Below are 23,814 nucleotides of genomic sequence, written 5' to 3'. Positions count from 1 at the left end.
TTTTATCCGTTCTCTTAAAGTCTGTTGTACCGGGTAAAGGTAAACTCTCCGTTACCGTTCAAACACCATTCCAGATTTTTGTGGATAAAAGTTTGTGTTCCGTTAATTTCGCAAACGAAATCAATATACATGAACAAAACCCTGCTGTAATGCTTACCTGTACAGCAACTAAACTACAACGTTCGTATGAAGAAACTTTTGTCCATCAACTATTCGGCTACAGCTTTTAACATTTCCTTTTTATTATTAAGGCTCGTGTTCGGCATCAGTTTGTGTGTAAACTATGGTTACGATAAGCTGGTAAATTTTGCTGACAGGAAGGATCATTTTGTAAATCTCTTCGGCATAGGCAGCACCACTACACTTGTATTGGTTGTTTTTGCAGAGTTCTTCTGCTCTATTTTCGTTGCCATTGGTTTGTTTACACGTTTTACTGTTATTCCCATTATCATCGCAATGGGTTACGCATTTTTTGTTGCGCACAACAGTGCCTTGTTTGCAAAAGGAGAAGTGGCAGCCTTGTATTTAACCGGCTTCTTTGCAATTCTGTTATGCGGTCCCGGCAAAGCAAGTGTTGATGGATTAATTAAGTAAATAGCGCAACCTATCTGTTGCACCCCAGCAATGTTTAACAGCGAAACAACGGTACGAGTGCGTTATGCCGAAACCGACCAGATGAATGTGGTATACCACGGCAATTATGCACAATACTTTGAAGTTGCCCGTGCTGAAGCGATTCGTGAATTGGGTTTTACCTACAAAGAAATGGAAGCAAGTGGAGTTGTAATGCCCATTGTGGAGCTGCATACCAAATTTCTTCGGCCGGCGAAGTATGATGATTTGCTTACGATTAAAACACAGCTGCGGGAATTACCCACCGATCATCGCATCGAATTTCATCACGAAGTATATAACGAAGAAGGAAAATTATTAACCATCGGCCGGATAGTCCTGTATTTTCTTGATGCAAAAACGATGGCCCGCAGTACAATGCCCGAAGCTTTGGCACAGCACGTTCGTCCCTATTTTAACAAAGGTTGAGTAACTTGTACTTATCCCCTCTTTCAATTAATTTTAAAGTATGGATAATCTTGTAAAAGAGCCGGCTCCCAAATACAATTTCATTTCGCCCAAAGAATACCTTGAAATGGAACGTGCTTCCGATGAGAAGCATGAGTATTTCGACGGGCAAGTGTATAACATGAGTGGTGCGAGTTTAAAGCACATCAAAATCGCTGTTAATCTTACAATACAGATCGGCAAATTTCTCGAAGACAAAGAATGTAATGTGTTAGCAGAAAATATGAGAACCACCAATGCAGACAGAAGCTCTTACATGTACCCTGACGTAATTATTGTTTGTGGAAAAGAAGAACTGGAAGACGATAAGTTTGATACTCTTTTAAATCCTGCCGTTATTTTTGAAATACTTTCTCCCTCTACGCAAAATGTAGATAAAGGAAGAAAACTTTTATATTATCAGTTGATCCCTTCACTCAAGGAGTATTTTATGATTGATACAATAAAACAACGCATTTATATTGTCAAGAAGCAACCAGATGGCAAATGGGTTTACAATACACCGGTTGAAGGTGATAAAAGCATTTTGATCGAAACCATACAATTCAACCTTCCACTCTCAGCTATTTACAAAGGAACAGGCATTTAATTATTATGATGAATCAACAAATCTATGCCTCCATTATTACCATTGGGGATGAATTATTGATCGGCCAAACCATTGATACCAACAGTGCGTGGATGGCACAAGAGCTGAATAAGATCGGTGTTTGGGTAAAACGGAGAGTTGCAGTTGGCGATAAAAGAGAAGACATTTGGCAGGCACTGGATGAAGAAAGTGAACATGCACAAATTATCCTGCTTACAGGTGGCCTCGGCCCTACTGCCGATGATATTACCAAGCCTTTATTGTGCGATTATTTTGGCGGCAAAATGATTATGGACGAAAATGTACTGCAGCATGTAACTGCAATCTTTCGCAAACTGAACCGACCCATGATCGACCGCAATATCAAACAGGCAGAAGTGCCCGATGTGTGTACTGTTTTAATGAACAAGCGGGGTACAGCACCCGGCATGCTTTTTCGCAAGGGTAACTGCATTTATGTTTCTATGCCCGGTGTACCACATGAAATGAAGGGCTTAATGCAGGATAAAGTGTTGCCCTTATTACAAAAAGACTTTCATCTTCCGTTTATCCTGCACCGTACATTGTTAACCGCAGGTGTAGGCGAATCGTTTCTGGCCGATAAGATTAACGAATGGGAAATTGCATTACCTGCACATATTAAACTGGCTTACCTGCCTAATTATGGCATGGTTCGGTTGCGTTTAACTTCTACGGGTAACGATGAAAAAAAACTCAGTCAGGAACTTGACGAACAGTTTACAGAACTGCAGCAACAGGTTGCAGAACATATGGTGATAAACGAAGACATTACCTTAGAAGAAGCGCTTGGCAAATTACTCCTGAGCAAAAACCAAACAATGGCAACTGCCGAAAGTTGCAGCGGTGGATATATTGCACATTTACTTACTTCTATTCCCGGCTCATCGGTTTATTTTAAAGGAACAGTTGTAGCATATGCCTACGATGTAAAAGAAGATGTACTGGGTGTAAACCATGAAACACTCGAAGTAAAAGGTGCTGTTAGCGAAGAAACTGTTCGGGAAATGCTTACCGGCTTGTTAAACACCACCACTGCCGATTATGGCATTGCAACAAGTGGTGTTATGGGGCCCGGCGGCGGCACAACCGATAAACCGGTTGGTACTGTATGGGTGGCCGTTGGTACCAGAGAAAAAGCAATTGCAAAAAAACTGTATTTCCGTTTCGACCGTTTAAAAAATATTGAGTTAACAGCTGCGCATGCGATGCTATTGCTCTACCGTTTTATTAAAGGCGACAACTTGAATTAGATCGTCAATCCTTACCTTTGGCCCGATTAACGATTGTTTGTCCAGCTTTCCGGTGCGGCTTTCAGCAAGCTGATGGTTGCAGTGTTGCACAAGTGAGTGACACAACCGGTGATGAACAGAGATGCTGTAGCCGGCGAAACAAAAAATAAAACATCAAAACTCATTTATGGCTTTAGTTGATTTAGTGATGCCCAAACTTGGTGAAAGTATTATGGAAGCAACCATTTTACGCTGGCACAAAAAACCGGGCGACAGTATTAAAATGGATGAAACGGTGCTTGATATTGCTACCGATAAAGTAGACAGTGAAGTACCAAGCACTGCAGAAGGTGTTTTAAGCGAATTGTTGTTTAATGAAAATGATGTTGTGCCTATTGGTGCTGTTATTGCCCGTATAAAAACAGGTGCGGCAGAAACAACTGTTACAACTGCTCCTGTACATACGCCGGTTGTGGAATCGGTTGTTGAAGTTGTAGAAGAAGATGCTGCAATTCCTTATCAACCTGCCGGTGCAAGAGTAAGTGCGCCTGCAAATGGTATTCGCTTTTATTCTCCGTTGGTGTTGAATATTGCTGCACAGGAAGGCATTGGCATGGCTGAACTGGAAAAGATTCCCGGCACAGGTAACGACGGCCGGGTTACCAAACGTGATATTCTGCAATATGTGGGTACACGTAAAACCGGAGCTGCCAGCTATTCGCCGCAAGCTGCAAGCAAAGAAGAGGTATTGGTTGTGCCGATGAACAGAGTTGAAACAGCAGCAAACAATAATGTTCCTGCTCCTGCTGCATCTACTGCACCAACTGTTTACAGTGGTAATGTAGAGATCATTGAAATGGATCGTATGCGCAAACTTATTGCCGACCACATGGTAAAGAGCAAGCATACCAGTCCGCATGTTACAAGTTTCAGCGAAGCAGATGTAACCAACCTGGTACAGTGGAGAGATAAAATGAAGAAAGAGTTTGAAAAACGTGAAGGAACAAAAATTACGTTTACACCACTCTTTATTGAAGCAATCACAAAATGTATTAAAAAATATCCGCTCATTAACAGTTCTGTTGATGGCGACAGAATTATTGTAAAGAAAGACATTAACATTGGTATGGCTACAGCTTTACCAAGCGGCAACTTAATTGTTCCTGTTATTAAAAATGCAGATCAGTTAAACCTTGTTGGTTTAACCAAGCAGGTAAACAACCTTGCAGATGCTGCCCGTAATGGTAAGTTGAAAGCTGATGATACTGTTGGCGGTACATTTACTTTAACCAACGTTGGCACTTTCGGAAGTTTAATGGGCACACCAATTATTAATCAGCCGCAGGTAGCTGTGCTGGCTGTTGGCGCCATTAAGAAAAGACCTGTGGTAATTGAAACACCGCATGGCGACAGTATTGCCATTCGCCACATGATGTATTTGAGCATGAGCTACGACCATCGTATTATCGATGGCAGCCTCGGTGCAACTTTCTTAACTGCTGTTGCAAACGAGTTGCAGAATTTTAATCCTGATAGAGACATTTGATCTCTTAGTATAAAAAGAAAGCCGCATGCATTGCATGCGGCTTTCTTTTTATACTTACCGCAACAACGAACAAATTCTATTTTTACAAGTGCAGTTAGCTTTTTTTTGACACAAAAGTTTTTGCAATTTTCAATTAAGCATTTTTTACTAAACACTTGCATTTCTAATTTGTAGCTTGTAATTTGTGTAACTCATTAATTTCAAAATAGCGCTTTTATTAAACAGCCAACTACAACTATGGTTGATGAAAGTAAAGCTGCTGAAACTACCCAATGATACTTTTTTCTAATCGGCACTCTTCCTGACTATTATCATATCTACCCCCTGTCAACCTCTTTCTGTACTCTTATTATTTTAATTCGTATTGAAATCTACCAATCGCAAGGAGTTAATTACAACCGGGCAGATAGCTCTGTTTGAACAAGGCGTTATGTATTTGAATTCAGAAGATAATGTATTGCTATGCTCATGCAGTGCAACACATTCGCTATACATTTTATTGAACCTTTTATAAACCTTAAATACACCACCCAATGCACATTGATAGCTTTCTTTAATTGCTCAGTATCCACCACCTGGCTAAATAAGTGATGTTGGAAATGTTATTTATATCAGAGAAACTGATAGGTTATTTTATTGCTATAACTCTTCCATAAATTTTCATTACAACTGCCCGACGCTGTTTACTGCTTTTCCGGATCTGTAATAATGATCTATCCTGTAATATTTTTTTACAGGATGGAGAACTATTGTTCTTACTATTCGCAACAACCAATTACTGCAAACCGGAACAGAACATCATTTAACTATGTTTCCTGTAACCAAACCACCTTTTAAAGATGGGGAAGTTTATTCTAAATCATTAAAACTAAAATTTATGAGTAACTCAACCCAACGATGTACCGTCGGACACTCAGTGAGTCTTGTTATGTCCAAAGTTGCATCTACAACAAAAACTGCATTCTTTTTTTTACTATTTACAGTTGCATATTTCAACCTTAATGCACAATTGCCGTGTAATCCGCCATTGCTTCGTCCACATATTGATGGTAATCCTTGCGAATGGCCGGGCTTATTAAGCAATATAAATTTCTCATCGGGATTTGAACATGATGTGTTTAATGTATCTACAAGTTCAGACGATCAATACACGCAAGGATCTGCAGACCCCAATCCTATTTCAACGTGGGTTTGGAATCTTGGTAACACCAATAACAAAACAGACATTGCCAATGCAGGTTCCTTTATGAAAAATTTAGGCACCGAAGCTAATCCCGAAAATCACCTTTACTTTTTTGGCGACAGAACCTCGCTGAACGGTGATGCTAATTTTGGTTTCTGGTTTTTTAGAAATGCGGTAGGTTTAAAACCCAAAACAGGTTCTACCAGCACTTTTATTGGAAATCACACACTCGATACAAACCCGAACGACAATGTGTATACCGGCGATATTTTTATTGTAAGTGCTTTTGAAGGTGGCGGTGCACATCCTAAAATGAAAATCTACAATCTTATTGTAGCAAACAACCAGGCCGGCTTCGATTTCCAGGTAATCACCGAAATAGATCCGGGTGTTTCTACAACTTATGGTAACGCTGCTGTAAATACAGAAGTATTTCCGGTTCCAACTTACAGCCGTGTAGAAATAGATGGAGTTGAAACATGGCAATATGCAACAAGTGGTGGTTCGCCCGATTATCCTTCTACCACAAAAATTGTAAAAGTAAACGGACAAAATACGACTGTTTATGCAGGCGCATTTTTTGAAGGCGATCTTAATTTAACAGCACTTGGTATTGAACCATGCTTTTCAACCTTCCTGTTATCAACCCGAAATTCTCAATCGCTCAATGCATCCTTACAGGATTTAGTAACAGGCGAATTGAATATAACTCCACCTCCTCCCACACCTACAGGTGGCGAAATTTGTTATCCAAATGCATTAGTTCTTTCTGCCAATTGCAGTGGTATAGGCAGCAGTCCAAAATGGTACACTGCAGCAAGCGGTGGTACTGCATTAGGCGCTGCTGATGGTGTTTCTGCCGACGGAAGTACATTAACTATTCCTGCAGGCAGTGCAGCAGGTACTTATACTTATTATGTAAGCTGCAGAGCAAATGGTATTAATTGTGAAAGTGAACGTGTAGCTGTTTCAGGAAAAATAAATCCTAAGCCAACAATTGATGGATTGATTACAAACGACAACACCGCACCGTTCGATATGGTATTTAATGCTATTACACAATTAGATGAAGTTGACGTAGTGGTTGATGAGTTTAACCTCAATACAAACAAATACAAAGTTGTAAACTTTACAGCTACCAGTACGGGCGGTACAAACCCTACAACATTTGTTTGGGCAGAGCTGAATCCATCGAATGCAGATGACATAACATTTACATACAATGCAGATGGAACTGCAACATTTACTGTAAACAGTTTAACTGGCATCAGCGACTTTTACGATTTCAGAGTTACAGGAACAGATGCTAAAGGTTGTTCTAACACGGATGATGTACGAATAAAAATACGTCGCTCAAGTCCTCCATGTCTTGTAACAGGCCCTGCTCCATGCCCTGGCACAACTGCTAATTATAAATACGATCCTGATAACAACGGAGTGGCAGATGCAATACCTGATGGTTTTACAGCACAGTGGACTATTGTTGCTCCAAATACAAACGGAGCTGCAACCAGCGGTTCAACTACAGGCAACAGTGTAAATGTTGTAACACAACTTAATTGCAACAGCCAGTTTACAATCAGAATTACACTTACATCCACATCTGGTCTTTCAACAAAATCGTGTGAATTAACCGTTAATGTAGTTGACAACACACCTCCTGTTATTACAAACTGCCCAGCAGATATTACTATTGCATGCGGCGCATCAACCTTGCCAGCAAATACAGGAACTGCAACAGCTACAGATGCCTGCGGAGCAACAGTAACATTTTCCGATGTGGTAGTTGAAAACTGTTCAAGAAAAGCAATTACACGTACATGGAAAGCTGTTGATCCTTGCGGCAATACCAGCACCTGCACACAGTTAATTACTGTTACAGATGCAGTTGCACCGGTAATTACATGTCCTGCAAACAGAACAGTTGCTTTGGGTACTGCATTAACTTGCGGAGCATCAACACTGCCTGCAAATACAGGAACTGCAACAGCTACAGATGCTTGTTCAAATGCTTCGGTAATTGTTTATTATAAAGATGCTCCTCAGCAAAACAATAATGTCAATTGTGCTAACATCAGCCGTACATGGTATGCTGTTGATGCAAGTGGTAATGTTGCCAGCTGTGTTCAGGTAATTGAATTTGCTGCACCAATAATAACTCAGGCAAATATTGTAAAGCCAACAGATAAACTTACAGGCGATCAATTGAGTAAAGTAACAGGCGCTCCTGTTAAAACAAGCGATGCTGCTGAAACAGTGGGAGCTGAACTGAATGTAAAAGCCTTTCCAAATCCTTTCAATACAAAAGTAACCTTTGTATTTTCCTCACCGGTTTCCGGCAGAGCTACACTTGAAGTGTACAATATAATGGGCCAAAGACTTGGTGTAGTGTATGAAGGATTTATAAAAGCAGGAGTTGTACAGAACGTACAGTATAATGCAAGAAATCTATCCGAAAGCAATCTTATATACAAACTAAGAGTGAATGACAAAACCGCAATCGGCAAATTAATACAGGTAAATTAGTTGATGAGGCCGAAATAAAAAAAGGTGCTGCAATTGCAGCACCTTTTTACTATCTATAAAACTCATTTAGTTAAGTGTGAACACATAGTTATTCAGCTTCGATAAGAAGCTATAGGATATCCATGAATAACCTGCATCGCCCCAGCCTGTTCCCCACGAGTTTACAATTTTAAATGCCTGTAACGCATCATCGTAACCGCAAATAGTTACTTCGTGCAGCGATGTAATTGCAGGGCCATAAGACGACCATATAAAACCCGGGCCTGCATTATCAAATTGCTGATCGGTTGAAACACCGAGCAACAACGGGTGCTTTTGCGATAGCAATGTTTTAATTGCAGTAATATCTGTTGTTAACACTGCTGAATAAGAGCTGATCTTGTACAAAGCAGCTTCTGAACTCTGTTGAGAACTTGGCAGCAGGCTGCAACTTCCGCTTGTGTATGGCATCGATTGCCAGGTACAAACACCATTTCTTACAACAAAATCAAGAACAGAAAGTACAGATGATCCACTGCTGCAGTCTATTGAACTTTTTGTTTGATTATAAAGAAACTCAGGACTAAAAACATTTACACTCTGGCTGTAACCGGCAGCACCAGAACGATAATAGGCTTCTGCAGAACGGGCGTAATAAGCTACAGCCCATGCAACACAGGATCCTTCGCTTCCCTGGTATCCAACAGAAGGCATATACAAGGTTAGTTTTGAAGGTAACGGTGCAGGTGGTAAGACAGTTGTACTAACTGTTACCTGTATCGATTGTGCTCCTGTATTACCTGCAGCATCAACTGCTGTTACTGTAATTGTATGTATACCTGCTACAACACTTGATGTATTCCACGAAAAGTTGTAAGGAGCAGTTGTACTGCTGCCAACAACTGTACCATCAATACTATAACGTACTGTACTAACGGCTTTATTATCTGTTGCAGTTGCAGTAATATTTACTGTACCTGTAACAGATGCATCGTTGGCCGGAGAAGTAATACTTACTACAGGATTTATTACATCAGTATTGGTTACTGTACTAACATTCACCTGTATTGTGTTTGAAGATATATTTCCTGCGGCATCTTTTGCAGTTACTTTCAGTGTATGTGTTCCGTTAGTAACAGAGGCAGAATTCCACGACATTGTAAACGGAGCACTTGTACTGCTGCTTACAGAAACATTATCTACGGTTAAACTCACCATTGTTACTCCTACATTATCAGTAGCATTTACTGTAACATCAACAGTACCGGAAACAGTAGCGCCTGCCGATGGAGATGTTATGCTTATAACAGGGGGAGTTGCATCTTTAGTTGTACTAACAGGTTTTCCTTTTAATGCAATTAACAGAGTGGGGTCTGCACTTGTTTTACTTAAAAGATCTGCAGACACAATCAAGGGAACTTTGCTTACTGTTTGCGGATTATCTGCTACCAGTCCTCTTGCTTTTACTTGTTGCAATTCTGAAGACTCCTCAACCGACTTATCGGAAGCTTCTTTTTTACAGGCAACCATAAAAAGCGTTACGCAGAGTATTGCTGCAACACAGGTACGGGGTTTAAAAAAAATCATGATGGTTTTTTTTAGATATTGTTTGTTAATTTAAATACACCGTTTAAAACTGCTCACCTTTTCTTACAGACGAGCTTACACTTCGCCTGTAACCTTTTAAAAGTTCAAATCATCAATCAATAATGTTTCATTAAAACATCATTAATTATTCATCAGTAAAAAATGGGAATTAAATTAGTTCGATGGCTGGCGGATTAAGGTTCTTCTGTAAGGACTGGATATTGTACTTTATAATTCCTATAGTAAAATTAAACCAAGCCAGTTTGATTTTCCAATCAAAACTACCACGCTAAAACACTATTTTTTCCCTGTGATAAAATTACGCAAATTCAATACCACATTGACTTTCACGCAATGCACGAAATTTCCACAGTATTTCCAAACGCCTCTCATTCAAGCTCTTATTTCAAAAATGAAAACTTTACAGGCATAGATATGTCGTTTGTACTACAAACACCTTTCACAACTGTTCGTTTTTTAAAGCATATCCATCACTTGCATTTAAACCTGAAGTAAATACTATGTACAGATTTTCACTTATGTATTTAGTACTTCCTTTTTTCGAAAGAATATTTCTTGCCTTTCCGCTTTACAATAAACAGGTTATCGTATTCTGTTTCTGGAAGATCGGTTAAGAGTTGTTGTCCCATCAGTTTATTTACCAAACCATCTACAGTGTTTGAATGACCAACGATCAATACATTTCTTTTTTGAATTGCTTTTACTCTTGCAATAAACAGATCGGTGGTATCTTTTGGTGAGTATAATTGTACAGCTACCTGTGTGGCATCGCTCAATGGTTTAGCTGTTGATTTGGTTCGGATGTATGGTGTTGAAAAAATAGCTTGCACGTTTTTGTCAAGCAATAACTTTTTCAGGTTTTGTGCACGTTGCTCACCATCAGCCGAAAGCGGTACATCGCTGCTCATGTTTGCATTGGCGGTGGCTTTTTCTGCATGGCGTACAATGTAAATGGCATTTCTACTGCACGAAGCAAGCAGTAAAGCAATTGTTAAGACTGATGACAGGTTGATGATTTTTTGTTTAAACATAAAACAAGGTTTTAAAAAGAGAACCGTGTTTTGTAAATTTAAGGAACAATCACCCGGTAAAAACATCAAGGCATGAAAACATTATCCGAAACCTGGTTTGCAGATGGCTTTATTGATTTTGAATTAAAGAAGTATACGCTGCTCGCCTATCTGCAGGAAGTGAACAAATATTTTAACGAAGCCAAACTCTACCCGCAATTAGCTGATGTAATTTTTCATTACAACAACCTGGTGGCGTTTCGTGAAAACAAAAAATATTTACAGGAACAGTTTCCTAAAAAACTCACCGGTATACAACTTGAAAAACTGCAGTTATTATACGAGCAGATGATAGAAGATGATGAACTGATGCAGGAACTGGAAACAATCATGCATTATTCTATCGATTGTATGAAAACGACCATTACCAATGGAACTGAAATTTACGAACTGGTTGAACAAAGCATATTCATTGCACCTGTTGGTATTATTCCACTTGATACAACCGAAGGCTATTTATTTCTTCGAAACAAAAACACCAAACTGACAAATGTGTACCAATACCGCCTTAGTTTTTTCGAGCGGCACGATGAACAATACCGCACACTCAAAACAAACTTTATCGATACATGGCTTAATTCTTTCACAAACACTTATCAACACATCAAAAGCGAACTTATTCGTAAAAAAATGGAACTGCCTAATCCGGCAGTGTACAGTATAGAAACAGATCTTTCCTACCCTGTAGAAGAAACATTTTTACCTATTGCGAAACGGAGCTTTGTAAAGTTTCTGAATGCTGCATGATCATTCATCCATAAAAAGCAAAGGCGCAATCGAACGATTGCGCCTTTGCTTTTACAAGTCATTTTTACTGCACAATATCCAGTCCCCAGTCAATTCCTTTATCTGTTGCAGGCACACCATCTTTCATCCACTTGGGCATGGGTGCTCCTTTCAGATAATGATCAAAGAATTGTGCTAAACGAACCGATAAGTCTTTACGGTTACGGCGCTCAACAAGATTGTGATCTTCATCGTTGTACTGCAATAACCAAACTTTCTTATCCAGTCTGCGCAATGCAGTAAAGTACTCAATACCCTGGTACCAAGGCACTGCACCATCTTTATCGTTATGCATCATCAGTAATGGAGTTGTTACTTTATCAGCTTTAAACAAAGGCGAGTTTTTAATATACAGATCGGGACGTTGCCATGGTGTTGCACCTAAACGTGTTTGTGTTTTTTCGTATTGGAACTGTCGACTGATTCCTGTTCCCCAACGTATACCACCGTAAGCACTGAACATATTGGCAACAGGTGCTCCTGCTCCTGCAGCAGCAAACATTTTTGTACGTGTAATAAGATAGGCAACCTGGTAACCGCCCCAGCTTTGTCCCTGTATCGCCATCTTCGTACTATCAACAAATTTCATTTTGCTGAGATATTTTGCTGCACTTACAATGGAGTTGTATGCACTTTCACCGGGTTCTCCATCCTTGTAATAAATATTCGGATCGAAAACGAGATAACCATTGCTGGTGAAATAAGCAATATTTACAGTAGATGCACTTGGTGCAGGTGTACGGTAGTTGTAACGAGTATCGGTATCTCTTTCGTAGAAATAGAAAATAACAGGATACTTTTTGTTAGGATCGAAATTTTCCGGCTTAAACAATAAGCCTTCGCTTTCTTTACCATCAAACATTTTCCATTTATGCAGTTCAACTGTGTACCAGTTGTAATCTTTCTGTTGTTCGTTGATAAAACTTAACTGTTTTGCAGCGGCATGGTTTTGTGCATTGACAATAGTTGAAGTGAAAACAGCGCCGCTCATTTGCGGTGTTGCGGCAGTATAAATAAACGCATCACTGTCTTTTGCTTTCTGCACACCAAATCCGTTGATAGCTGAAGGATAAGTTACAGGGATTGCTTCGTTTAAATTGAAACTGCTGCCCAGTTTATAGCTAACAAATCCACCACCCTTTTCTTTATTATCGAATGTGCTCAACAATAATGTTTCACCATCTTTTACAAACAATGCATCACGGTCAAGATCGATATTACGGAAAGTGATCTGCTTTTTACGGCCAAGGCCACCGGTAATTGTTACAGGCTTGTTTTTACCTGTCATATCCAGCTTCCAGATATCAAACTTATCGTACACATACAAGGCTGCATCAGCTTCGTGCCAGCCCATGGTACCATGTGGTGGCGGATCATCGGGATGATCATCATCTTCATCAAACAACGGCACTTTAATATCGGCTGTTAATACCGATGTTTTTCCCGTAGCTGTTTCGTAAGCCATGTACTGATGCTTTGTCCAGTCGAACCATGCCACAAATCTTCCTGTTGGAGAAATGTTACCGCTTCTGATCTTTTTACCGATCAGTTTACGTTCGCCTGTATTTACATTCACCAAATACACATCATTGTAATTATGCTGCTCCCACTGGTTTTGTTTGCGATAGGTACGGCTGTCGAAACCAACTGCAACATCTGCATCTGCTTCGGGTGTTAAGCTTAAACGATCCATTGTTTCATCGCTCAAAATTGTTGCTGCAGTTGCATCGCCATTGAACACAGCTGTATAGCTACGACGTAGCTCACCGCTTGCCTGCAGCAACTGTTGCGGCTGCAGATCCATATCGTTATAATGCCAAACATCAAGACGTGCTGTTTCAAACTCAACAAGCGTTGTATCTTTTGGTTGACGGATCAGCGACAACCCAAAGAATAATCTTTGACCATTTTTGCTAAACCTGTTGATATAGTCAGGACTTACCGTGAGGCCGCTCTTTACACCTGCATTATTACGGTCAGCACGCAAACGGGCGCTATCACTTCCTGTTTTGTAATACCAGAGTTTATAAAACTTCTTCAGCGATTTAGTTGCACTGTCACGTTCAGCAACAAATGCCACTTGCGTACCCGCTTCATCAATTGCGTAATTCTTTGCATCATTAAATCCTTTCAACACCGTATCGATCTTTCCTGTTGCTGTGTTCATCCAGTAAACAGTTGCTTTGCTTAATGTATCAGCATTCTTTCTTGTTGTTTCAATGAGCAATACATTTCCCTGTTCGCTGAAATAGTATTCGCTCACCAAGGCAAACTTTTTCTCTTCGCCTGTTTTCATATTGCGTACTACCAATTCAGTTCCCTCTTCTACAGGATCTGCAGCAGGACGGTTAGCTGGTCTTGCTTCCCGTTTAGGCGCTTGCAATGCAGACATACCTTTCGTTTTTGCTTCATTGGCTTTGTTCTTTAAACTATCTGCCACACGCAACAACGAATCGGCTATCGACATCATTTTATTTATCTGCGTAAGCGAATCAGGCTTAGGAGCAGGCTTTGGTGGTTCGGGCAATGCTTTATCTAAATGATAAGCCACCCAGCCACTGCCCTTTTCAGGTGTTTTAAATGTTTTTACTCTTGCTGTTTTCCACACATCTTCTTTTCCCAGTTCCACAATGGCCAGTGTATCTTTTGGCATTTCATCGGGGCGCTTCTTTTTAATGCGTGCATCACGTGTGTCTTTAAACAACGGACGGATCTTAAAGATCAGATAACGGCTGTCTTCTGTTATCACAGAACCGTATCCACGTGCAATTACTTTTTTGTAAGCACCATCGTTCGATTGAATGATGAGATCACCATCGCCTTCCTGCGGGCTTACCTGGTAAACCACCCATTTACCATTGTTACTGATTTGTGAGCCCTGCACCGACTGCCAACGGTCGTACACCGAATGGTCGAGGGGCTTTTTTTGAGCGAGTAATGCCAACGGCAAAGCCGCCAGCAACACAACAAGAAATTTTCTCATGAACAGTTTTATATTTATTTGTACAAGATAAATTAAACAATTTGCGCCCAACTATGTTTTACACCAGTGGAACTAATAATTTATGAATAAGATCATCCTGTCCTTCTTTTTGAGTCTTGCCTGTATTTCATTGGCCGCACAAAGCAAAGCGGTTATTACCGGCACTGTTATTAATAAAACAACCCAGCTGCCTCTTGATGGTGTTTCTGTAGCCGTAGAAAAGACAGAAGCCGGAAGCATCACCGATTCGCTGGGCCGTTTCCGTATCAGCAACATCGATCCCAAATCGTACAACATTGTTTTTACGAAAGTGGGCTATAAAACATTTACCCTTTACAATATTGTGCTTACCACCGGTAACGAAATAAGCGTACAGGTGGAAATGGAGCAAGAGATCAAAACCATTGGCGAAGTAACGGTTACGGGCAGGCGCACTGCAAAAGCGGCAACGCTGGAAACACCGTTGAGTGTACAACGTTTAACGACAGAAGAAATTAAAGCCAATCCCGGCGGCAACTTCGATATCAGTCGTGTGATTAACACGCTGCCCGGTGTAGGTGGAACTTCAGGAAGTGTGGGCGGTTTCCGTAACGATATTATCATCCGTGGTGGTGGCCCTGGTGAAAATGTTTTTTATTTAGATGGGATAGAAATTCCCGTGATCAATCACTTTGCAACACAGGGAGCAGGTGGCGGACCAACCGGCATACTCAATGTAAGTTTTATTGAAGATGTAAAACTGAGTTCTTCGGCTTTTGATGCCCGTTATGATAATGCATTAAGCAGTGTGTTTGAATTTAAACAGAAGCGTGGCAACAGCAACCGTGTGCAAGGCAATGTACGCTTAAGCGCAACCGAACTGGCAGCAACGCTTGAAGGTCCGCTGAGTAATAATAAGAAGACGACTTTCCTTGCAAGTGCCAGAAGAAGTTATCTGCAATTTTTGTTTCAAGCACTCGACTTACCTATTCGTCCGAACTATTGGGATTTTCAATACAAGGTCACACACCAATTCAACAAAAAAACAACGTTGACCTTGCTGGGCGTTGGTGCTATTGATGAATTCAGTTTTGCAGCACCTTCAGAAGCAACACCCGAAAAGCTCTACATTCTCAACAGTAATCCCAATATCAATCAATGGAATTATACCGTTGGTGCAACCTTGCGCCGCACCATTAAAAACGGCTATTGGAATCTTGCTCTCAGCCGCAATGCATTCAACAATAACATCACCAGGTTTGAAGATAATCTCAATCCGGTTGCTGCAGAGCAATCGTTGGATGTTACTTCCAATGAAACTGAAAACAAACTTCGTTTCGATGTTAATCAAACAAAGAACGGATGGAAGATCAGTTATGGTGCAGTGGTACAAAATCCGCAGTTCAGCAACGAAGGTTTTGCACGAGTACGTGCAGCCATAAGAGACACAATGGGCAATTTGGTGCAACCGGAGATCAAAGCCAACTTCAACACATCGAACAACTTTGTCAAGCTGGGTGCCTTTGCACAGCTGGGTAAACGTTTCTTTGCTGATCGTTTAGGCATCAACTTGGGCGTGCGTATGGATGGCAATACATTTACCGATGAGGGTATGAATCTGCTGCAGACATTCAGTCCACGTGTGGGCATCAGTTATGTGTTGAGTGATAAATGGAATGTGAATGCAAGTGTTGGTCGCTATTACAAACTATCGCCTTACACTATTCTTGGTTTCAAAAACAGTATTAATGATTATGTAAACCGTGATGCAGGATATCAACGCAGCGATCATTATGTAATTGGTCTTGAGTTTTTACCAAAGAACACAACCCGTTTTACTGTTGAAGCATTTTACAAAGCATACGATCAAATGCCGGTGAGTGTGCGTGATGGCATTAATCTTGCCAATAAGGGCGGCGATTTCAATATACTCGGTAATGAAGATATTGTAAACACAGGCAAGGGACGCACTTATGGTGTTGAGTTGTTTGCACAGCAGAAACTCACCAATCGTTTTTACGGTGTGTTCAGTTATACCTTATTTGTAAGTCAGTTTACAGGTGCTGATAAAAAATACGTTGCCAGTGCATGGGATAACCGTCACCTGTTAAGTGTAACATGGGGCTATAAATTTCCACGCAACTGGGAGCTGGGTTTGAAATTCCGTTATCAGGGTGGTGCTCCATTTACACCGTTTAACGAAGGAGCCAGTCGTTTAAATTATCTGAGCATTGGTGAAGGTGTGCTTGATTACAATCGTTTAAATCAAAATCGCCTTTCTGCTTTTCATGCAAGCGACGTACGTATTGATAAGAAATGGAATTTTAAACGCCTGACATTGGATGTGTTTTTAGATGTTACCAATTGGTATGTAGCAAAAAGTCCGGCGTTTCCGCAATACACGTTTCAACGCACACCCGATAACAGTGGATTTGCAACAACAAACGGCAGACCCATTGCAGCCGATGGCAGCAATGCCATTCCGGTTATTCTGCAAAACAACGATCCGAGTGTAACACCAACGATTGGGTTTATTTTAGAATTCTAATTTGAAAGTACGAGTTACGAAGTTGGAAGTACGACTAGTTTCAACTTCGTAACTTTTATTTTTTTCTTCGCCGCAGAGAAAGAAGATGCAGAGTAAAACGCAGGGAGTGGTTTATACAATTCATGAAACTCTGTGTCGACTCTATTTCCTCTCGTTCTCTGCGGTAAAATTTTTATAACAGAAAAGTGCAGTGTACAAGTTGAGGACTACCCGTAACTCATAACCCTTAACTCTTAACTGAAATTATTTCGCAACTCTCCTCTCTCTCCACACCCTCAACGTTTGAATAACCACGCTGGCAACAATGAGCAGGATGCCCCATACAAAACCATCGCCTAATTCTTTCTCTTCATGGTAGATGAGGAATGCCAATGCTATACCATAAACAGGTTCGAGATTGTATGTGAGATTAGCTGTGAACGGCGAAATCTTCTTCAAAGCATTTACCGACAGCTGCACAGCAAGCACCGTACAGAACAATGCCAGCATCAATAACCAAAACCAATCGCTTAATGAGGGTAAATGTTTTGTTGCAGGTGAGATTTGCAAATAGAAAGGCAGCACCAAACTCAACAGCAGCCATCCTCCACTCAGTTCATACAAGGTTAATGTAGAAACCGGCACATGCTGAATCAACTGCTTATTGTAAATAGGAAACAGAGCAGAAAGAAACGCTGCTGCAACTCCTAACAGTATCCCCGTTTTATAGTGCACATCAAAATGAAAAATGAGATAAATGCCGAACAACACCAACAGACCAAGCAGCACTTCAACCAGATCAATTCTTCGCTTTAATAGCAGCGGTTCAAGAAAAGCAGTGAACGAACCGGTTGCAGCAAAACAAACCAATGCGATGGACACATTCGCATACTTCACACTTCCGTAAAAGAGCACCCAATGCATAGCGATGAGTGCACCAATGCCGATGCACCGTAACAGGTATTTCTTTTCAATACGGATGATCTGTTTACGAAACAGCATCAGCACAAACAAAAGAACAGCAGAGAGCAGCATACGGTACCACACCAGCCAGCCTTCATTCAATTCTATTAAACGGCCAAGTACCCCGGTAAAGCCGGCAAGAAAAACAGCAGCATGTAATTGCAGAAAAGCGTTACGCATAACGTATCAAAGAAAAACAGAATAGTGAGGTGGAAAATAAAATCAGGAATTACTTTCAGCCATTACTTTTTCAGAAGTAAAATCTGTAACAGCTTCGGGTTTGCTTTTCATGCGTGCATGATAATCTTTAAACAAACTTTGCCAGCGGAGTTTTAACACACCAAGAATACCTTCCTTAACAATACCCTTGTTCATTTTACTAACGCCGAACTTACGATCGACAAAAGTAATAGGCACTTCAGCTATTTTGAATTTCAGCTTCCATGCAGCAAACTTCATTTCGATCTGGAAAGCATAACCAACAAATGTAATTCCATCGAGGTTCATGGCTTCCAGTGTTTGCCGGCGGTAACAAACAAAACCGGCTGTGGGATCCATCACCGGCATCCATGTAATGATGCGTGTATACAGCGATGCGCCTTTTGATAAAAATATCCGGTTACGTGGCCAGTTGGCAACAGCACCACCTTTAGTATAACGACTGCCCACAGCTAAGTCTGCACCTTTATCTCTGCAGGCTTCCACCAAACGTGAAAGATCAGCAGGGTTATGACTGAAGTCGGCATCCATCTCACAAATGAAATTATAGCCTTTTGCAATAGCCCATTTAAACCCGTGGATATAGGCCGTACCTAAACCTAACTTGCCTTTACGTTCTTCAATAAATAATTTACCTGGAAAAACAGTTTGCAATTGTTTTACGATCTGTGCAGTACCATCGGGAGATCCATCATCTATCACCAACACATGAAAATTGTTGTGCAATGTAAACACAGCTTTGATAATATTCTCGATATTATCTTTCTCATTGTAAGTTGGTATGATTACTAAATTTTCCACTTGTTGTATTGCAGTGCAAGTTAGGTTATTTCAAAAACAGTCGTTGTTACTTCTTTGTAGTTTCTAACCGTTTAGTTCTTTTTTAACAGCGTACGGTTTAATATTTCGGTAAGTTTTTGTTTGGTATGTAACGGAAAGTCACCCTTCATCATCCAATCGTAATACTGTGGCTCCTGTTTCAACACCAATGTAACGGGTTTACCTTTATGTTTTCCGAAATTGAATACTTCGACGCCGTTTTCGATTACAAACCTGCGGGCAAAATCAACAATCTGATCTTCACCTGTGAATTTGACAATAGCTTCCACATCGGCTCCCATTTGCGGATAACGTTTTACTTGTGCTTCCAATACCTCATAAGTAGCCAACGCATCTACTTCTGCACTATGTGCTCCTTCGAGGTTTTTATCGCAATAGAATTTATATGCAGCACTGAGTGTGCGCTGTTCCATCATATGAAACACACGCTGTACATCGAGCAGGTGGCGATCGTTCAATTCAATATCCAGACCTGCACGCAAAAACTCTTCTACCAATAACGGAATATCAAAGCGGTTGGAATTATAACCTGCCAGATCGCAGTTATTGATGAACATTTTTATTTCGTTGGCAGCCTGTTTAAAAGTTGGCGCATCTTTCACCATTTCGTTGCTGATGCCGTGTACTTCAGTTGCTCCCGGAGGAATAGGCATTTCGGGATTGATGAGTTTACGTTTTACCTGGCGGCTTCCATCGGGCGAAACTTTTATTACGGCAATTTCCACAATGCGGTCGCTGCTGATGTTTACACCGGTGGTTTCCAGGTCGATGATGGCTAAGGGGCGTTTAAGCTGGAGGTTCATTTCGTTATTAGCTGGCTGATTAGTACTGTCGAATCCGAGGGGAATTTGTTGGCTCATGCGCAAAAATAACTAAAACAAAGGCATGCTTTTATACTGAAAATGAAGCTTCCGTCGTTATATCCTAGAAAAAAACTGAGATTTATTAAAAACCAGTAACTTTACGGCTCCAAAATCCGTTTAATTATGAAAAAAGTAGTTTTATCAATTCTTGCAGTTGCACTTGCAGCTTTTGTATTTACTTCCTGCGCAAGCAGCAAAAGAGGCTATGGATGTCCTACCAGCCAAAGCAACAAACCTTTCAGAGCTTAAGCCGATATTTCTTAAATTTGCAAGATGAACTGGACGCATTTACGTTCCAACGAAGAGTTGGATCAGCTTATTCATTTAAGTACACAACAGCCGCAAATAATTTTCAAACACAGCACCCGTTGCAGCATCAGCTCTGTTGCTAAAAACAGGCTGGAGAAAGCCGGTGTGCCGGACAATGCTAATTTTCATTACCTCGATCTGTTAAACTATCGCCCCATTTCAAATGCCATTGCTGAGAAATTTGCTGTAGAACACGAATCGCCACAAATACTCATTATTAAAGATGGTAAGTGTGTGTACAGTGAAAGCCACATGGGTATTGATATGGATGAAATTAAAGATCAACTCAATTAAGAGTACAACGCATAACAGTAAAGCCTCCACTAAGGGAGGCTTTTTACTTTCAATCACAATCAAACATTATTTTCTCGGAAATTCCAATGCTGCATGTGCGGCTGCAAGCCGTGCAATGGGTACTCGGAACGGTGAACAGCTCACATAGTTCATTCCGATCTTATGACAGAACACCACACTATCCGGATCGCCACCATGCTCGCCACAGATACCGATCTTAAGATTGGGCTTTGTAACACGGCCACGTTCTACGCCGATTTTGATCAACTCGCCCACGCCACTCTGATCGATGGTTTGGAACGGATCGTAAGGCAGCAGTTTCAGATCAAGATATTTGGGTAAGAAACCACCAATATCATCACGACTGAAACCAAAACTCATTTGTGTAAGATCGTTTGTACCAAAACTGAAGAAATCGGCTTCCATTGCCAGGCTGTTTGCTTTTAAAGCAGCACGTGGTATTTCGATCATGGTGCCATACAGGTAAGGAATTTTTTTCACCTTCATTTTTTCGCAGGTTTCTTTGTACACCTGTTCAACAATATCTTTCTGATGACGTAACTCATGTTTACCACACACTACCGGAATCATAATTTCAGGCAATGCTTTTTTGCCTTTGCGGATGAGTTCAACGGTTGCTTCAAAAATGGCCCTGATCTGCATCTCTGTAATTTCGGGATAGCTGATACCCAAACGCACACCACGATGACCAAGCATCGGGTTGTTTTCGTGCAATGCCAACACACGACGTTTCAACACACTCATACGAATGCCGAGTTCTTTACTCAACTCCTGCAGCTTTTCTGTATCGTGTGGTACAAACTCATGCAATGGTGGATCAAGTAATCGAATAGTTACAGGATGACCATTCATAACAGCCAGTGTATCCTTCACATCTTTCTTTACATATACAAAGAGTGCATTCAATGCTTCTCTTCTTTCTTTTTCTGTTTTGCTGACGATCATTTTACGCAAGAGGAATAATGGTTCTTCACTGCCTTCGCCATAAAACATATGTTCGGTGCGGAACAAACCAATACCTTCTGCTCCAAACTTCGATGCTACTGCAGCATCAGCCGGAGTTTCTGCATTTGCACGCACGCCGATCTGTTTGGTTTTATCCACCAGCTTCATCAGATCTTTGTACGATTGGTTTTTCTCAATATCAATATCCACCAATGGTAAACTTCCTTCATACACCAAGCCTTTGGTTCCATTCAAACTGATCCAGTCACCTTCTTTGATCACCACACCATTTTTTGCATGGAACATTTTTGAGTTGACATGAATTTCAATATCGCTACAACCAACAATACAACATTTACCCCAGCCACGTGCAACAAGAGCAGCGTGTGATGTCATGCCACCTTTTGTTGTAAGAATGGCTTGTGCTTTGTGCATACCATCCACATCTTCGGGTGATGTTTCTTCACGAACAAGAATCACCTTCTCTCCTTTTGCAGCCCATGCAACCGCATCTTCCGATGTAAATACGGCACGGCCTTTTGCACCACCAGGGCCGGCAGGCAACCCTTTTGCAATAACAGGTTGTGTTATTTCTGCTTTAGGATCGAGCATGGGCAACAACAGTTCAACCAGCTGATTCGGACTTACCCGAAGGATGGCTGTATTCGCATCAATTTGTTTTGCTTTATACATTTCTGTTGCCATACGCACAGCAGCCACACCATTACGTTTACCAACACGGCATTGCAACATGAAGAGTTTTCCTTTTTCAATTGTAAACTCAATATCCTGCATGTCTTTGTAATGCTTCTCTAATTTTTGCTGATAGCCGTACAATTCTTTATACAATGAAGGCATTAATTTTTCCAGCGTATCGTAATGTTCGCTTTGCGCATTTTTTGAATACTCGTTTACAGGTGCAGGTGTACGTATACCCGCCACAACATCTTCACCTTGTGCATTTACCAGGTATTCACCATAGAATTTATCTTCACCATTACCGGGATTGCGTGTAAAGGCAACACCGGTGCAACTGTCGTCGCCCATATTACCAAACACCATGGCCTGTACGTTTACAGCTGTACCCCATTCGTCAGGAATTTTTTCGATGCGGCGATATTCAATTGCACGCTTACCCATCCAGCTGCTGAACACAGCACCAATGCTTCCCCATAATTGTTCGTACGGATCTTCTGGGAAAGTTTTGCCCAATACTTTTACAACCGTTGCTTTAAATTCTTTTACCAATGCTTTCAATTCATCAACAGTAAGATCAGTATCGGATTGATAGCTTTTTTTATGTTTTAGTTTTTCAAGTTTTTCATCGAGCACTTTACGAATGCCTTTGCCGCCTTTCGGTTCAATACCACCTGCTTTTTCCATCACCACATCTGCATACATCATGATCAAACGGCGGTAAGCATCATACGCAAAACGTGCATCACCACTTTGTGCAATAATTCCTTTAATGGTTTCTTCATTCAAACCCACATTCAATACTGTTTCCATCATTCCCGGCATACTGCTGCGTGCTCCTGAACGTACAGATACCAGCAACGGATTCTTTACATCGCCAAACTTTTTGCCCATCAGCTTTTCCATTTGCATCATGGCATCTTTCAGCTGCTGATTCAACACTTTCGGATAAGCTTTTTTATTGGCATAATACCAGGTACATACTTCTGTTGTAACAGTGAAACCCGGCGGTACAGGTAAGCGCAATTTTGGATGACCCGCCATTTCGGCCAGGTTAGCACCTTTACCACCTAATAAATTTTTCATCGATTCGTTGCCATCGGCCTTGCCTCCCCCAAAGGAATACACATACTTGCTTGGCTTTTTAACAGTTGCCATAATGTTGAATTTTGTTTTGAAAGCACATGGACGGTAAGAAAACGGCAATCGCAGATGTGCTTATGAATGTGTTGAAATACGGAAGTAAAAGTAGAGGCACTGTAGAGGACAAAGAATGATTGAAGGCAAGAAAAAAACTTACCACCGTCAGTCATGCTGTCGTTGTCAAGTTGTACACTTATCGCTGCAGTTTATTGTTTTTAGTTTGAAGTTTATGGTTGCAGCCATTCTCAGCACAATCAAATAATCATCACCAAACATCAAACTATAAACCACAAACCATAAACTTTCTTTCCTCTTGACATTGCCATTTTAATTGCATAGCTTTCTTATTCCTTCCGCACAATGTGAATCCAATCTTTTGGTCTGCCCTCCACATTTTTCACATTTAAATCAATTA

General features: G+C 40.8%; 17 protein-coding genes. 10 read left to right on the top strand and 7 right to left on the bottom strand.

The features are described 5' to 3' along the window. Positions 1 to 186: 186 nt before the first annotated feature. From ESA94_RS19170 to ESA94_RS19145, 6 genes are all read left to right on the top strand, one after another. Positions 187 to 594, top strand: coding sequence for a DoxX family protein (locus ESA94_RS19170; RefSeq protein ID WP_129132562.1), 408 nt, complete (start codon positions 187 to 189; stop codon positions 592 to 594). Positions 595 to 651: 57 nt separating this feature from the next. Beyond that, positions 652 to 1,041 (top strand): acyl-CoA thioesterase, encoded by a 390-nt coding sequence (locus tag ESA94_RS19165; protein WP_240671106.1) that lies wholly within the window; start codon positions 652 to 654, stop codon positions 1,039 to 1,041. A gap of 40 nt (positions 1,042 to 1,081) precedes the next feature. Continuing rightward, positions 1,082 to 1,669 (top strand): Uma2 family endonuclease, encoded by a 588-nt coding sequence (locus ESA94_RS19160; protein ID WP_129132560.1) that lies wholly within the window; start codon positions 1,082 to 1,084, stop codon positions 1,667 to 1,669. Positions 1,670 to 1,674: 5 nt separating this feature from the next. Then, a complete protein-coding gene (locus tag ESA94_RS19155; RefSeq protein WP_129132559.1) occupies positions 1,675 to 2,940 on the top strand; it encodes a CinA family nicotinamide mononucleotide deamidase-related protein in 1,266 nt (421 codons plus the stop codon). Between the two features lie 166 nt (positions 2,941 to 3,106). After that, positions 3,107 to 4,465, top strand: a complete 1,359-nt coding sequence (locus tag ESA94_RS19150) for a dihydrolipoamide acetyltransferase family protein (RefSeq protein ID WP_129132558.1) — start codon at positions 3,107 to 3,109, stop codon at positions 4,463 to 4,465. A gap of 877 nt (positions 4,466 to 5,342) precedes the next feature. Then, positions 5,343 to 8,174, top strand: coding sequence for an Ig-like domain-containing protein (locus ESA94_RS19145; RefSeq protein WP_129132557.1), 2,832 nt, complete (start codon positions 5,343 to 5,345; stop codon positions 8,172 to 8,174). Positions 8,175 to 8,240: 66 nt separating this feature from the next. Here ESA94_RS19145 and ESA94_RS19140 read toward each other — a convergent pair whose 3' ends face one another. Together ESA94_RS19140 and ESA94_RS19135 are read right to left on the bottom strand one after the other, a co-directional pair. Continuing rightward, positions 8,241 to 9,740, bottom strand: coding sequence for an Ig-like domain-containing protein (locus tag ESA94_RS19140; RefSeq protein ID WP_129132556.1), 1,500 nt, complete (start codon positions 9,738 to 9,740; stop codon positions 8,241 to 8,243). Positions 9,741 to 10,285: 545 nt separating this feature from the next. Next, positions 10,286 to 10,792 (bottom strand): SixA phosphatase family protein, encoded by a 507-nt coding sequence (locus ESA94_RS19135; protein WP_164972799.1) that lies wholly within the window; start codon positions 10,790 to 10,792, stop codon positions 10,286 to 10,288. A 72-nt stretch (positions 10,793 to 10,864) separates the two neighbouring features. Between ESA94_RS19135 and ESA94_RS19130 the strand changes: the two genes are divergently transcribed. After that, positions 10,865 to 11,578 (top strand): hypothetical protein, encoded by a 714-nt coding sequence (locus tag ESA94_RS19130; protein ID WP_129132554.1) that lies wholly within the window; start codon positions 10,865 to 10,867, stop codon positions 11,576 to 11,578. Between the two features lie 64 nt (positions 11,579 to 11,642). Here ESA94_RS19130 and ESA94_RS19125 read toward each other — a convergent pair whose 3' ends face one another. Next, the gene (locus tag ESA94_RS19125; RefSeq protein WP_129132553.1) at positions 11,643 to 14,600 is read right to left on the bottom strand and encodes an alpha/beta hydrolase family protein; all 2,958 of its coding nucleotides are present in this window, start codon (positions 14,598 to 14,600) and stop codon (positions 11,643 to 11,645) included. A gap of 82 nt (positions 14,601 to 14,682) precedes the next feature. On the opposite strand from ESA94_RS19125, the gene ESA94_RS19120 reads away from it, so the two are divergent. Further along, positions 14,683 to 17,127, top strand: coding sequence for a TonB-dependent receptor (locus ESA94_RS19120; RefSeq protein ID WP_129132552.1), 2,445 nt, complete (start codon positions 14,683 to 14,685; stop codon positions 17,125 to 17,127). Between the two features lie 243 nt (positions 17,128 to 17,370). Here the strand turns inward: ESA94_RS19120 and ESA94_RS19115 are convergent, their stop codons facing one another. The 3 genes from ESA94_RS19115 to ESA94_RS19105 all read right to left on the bottom strand — a co-directional run bounded on the left by ESA94_RS19115 (position 17,371) and on the right by ESA94_RS19105 (position 19,931). After that, positions 17,371 to 18,249 (bottom strand): DMT family transporter, encoded by an 879-nt coding sequence (locus tag ESA94_RS19115; protein ID WP_129132551.1) that lies wholly within the window; start codon positions 18,247 to 18,249, stop codon positions 17,371 to 17,373. Positions 18,250 to 18,291: 42 nt separating this feature from the next. Further along, positions 18,292 to 19,089, bottom strand: coding sequence for a polyprenol monophosphomannose synthase (locus ESA94_RS19110; protein WP_205756019.1), 798 nt, complete (start codon positions 19,087 to 19,089; stop codon positions 18,292 to 18,294). A 71-nt stretch (positions 19,090 to 19,160) separates the two neighbouring features. Further along, on the bottom strand, positions 19,161 to 19,931 hold the full coding sequence (locus ESA94_RS19105; protein WP_129132549.1) for a 3'-5' exonuclease: 771 nt from the start codon (positions 19,929 to 19,931) through the stop codon (positions 19,161 to 19,163). 183 nt (positions 19,932 to 20,114) lie between these two features. Between ESA94_RS19105 and ESA94_RS21765 the strand changes: the two genes are divergently transcribed. Then, on the top strand, positions 20,115 to 20,240 hold the full coding sequence (locus tag ESA94_RS21765) for a hypothetical protein (protein ID WP_262708041.1): 126 nt from the start codon (positions 20,115 to 20,117) through the stop codon (positions 20,238 to 20,240). Positions 20,241 to 20,264: 24 nt separating this feature from the next. Then, positions 20,265 to 20,594, top strand: a complete 330-nt coding sequence (gene ytxJ / locus ESA94_RS19100) for a bacillithiol system redox-active protein YtxJ (protein WP_129132548.1) — start codon at positions 20,265 to 20,267, stop codon at positions 20,592 to 20,594. A 66-nt stretch (positions 20,595 to 20,660) separates the two neighbouring features. On the opposite strand, the gene ppdK is transcribed toward ytxJ, so the two are convergent. Continuing rightward, the gene (ppdK, locus tag ESA94_RS19095; protein WP_129132547.1) at positions 20,661 to 23,414 is read right to left on the bottom strand and encodes a pyruvate, phosphate dikinase; all 2,754 of its coding nucleotides are present in this window, start codon (positions 23,412 to 23,414) and stop codon (positions 20,661 to 20,663) included. Positions 23,415 to 23,814: the final 400 nt, after the last annotated feature.

Source organism: Lacibacter luteus, from assembly GCF_004118265.1.
GTDB classification, from domain to species: domain Bacteria; phylum Bacteroidota; class Bacteroidia; order Chitinophagales; family Chitinophagaceae; genus Lacibacter; species Lacibacter luteus.
Note: the sequence above shows the minus strand (reverse complement) of the source record. Positions and strands in the feature narration are given on the sequence as shown.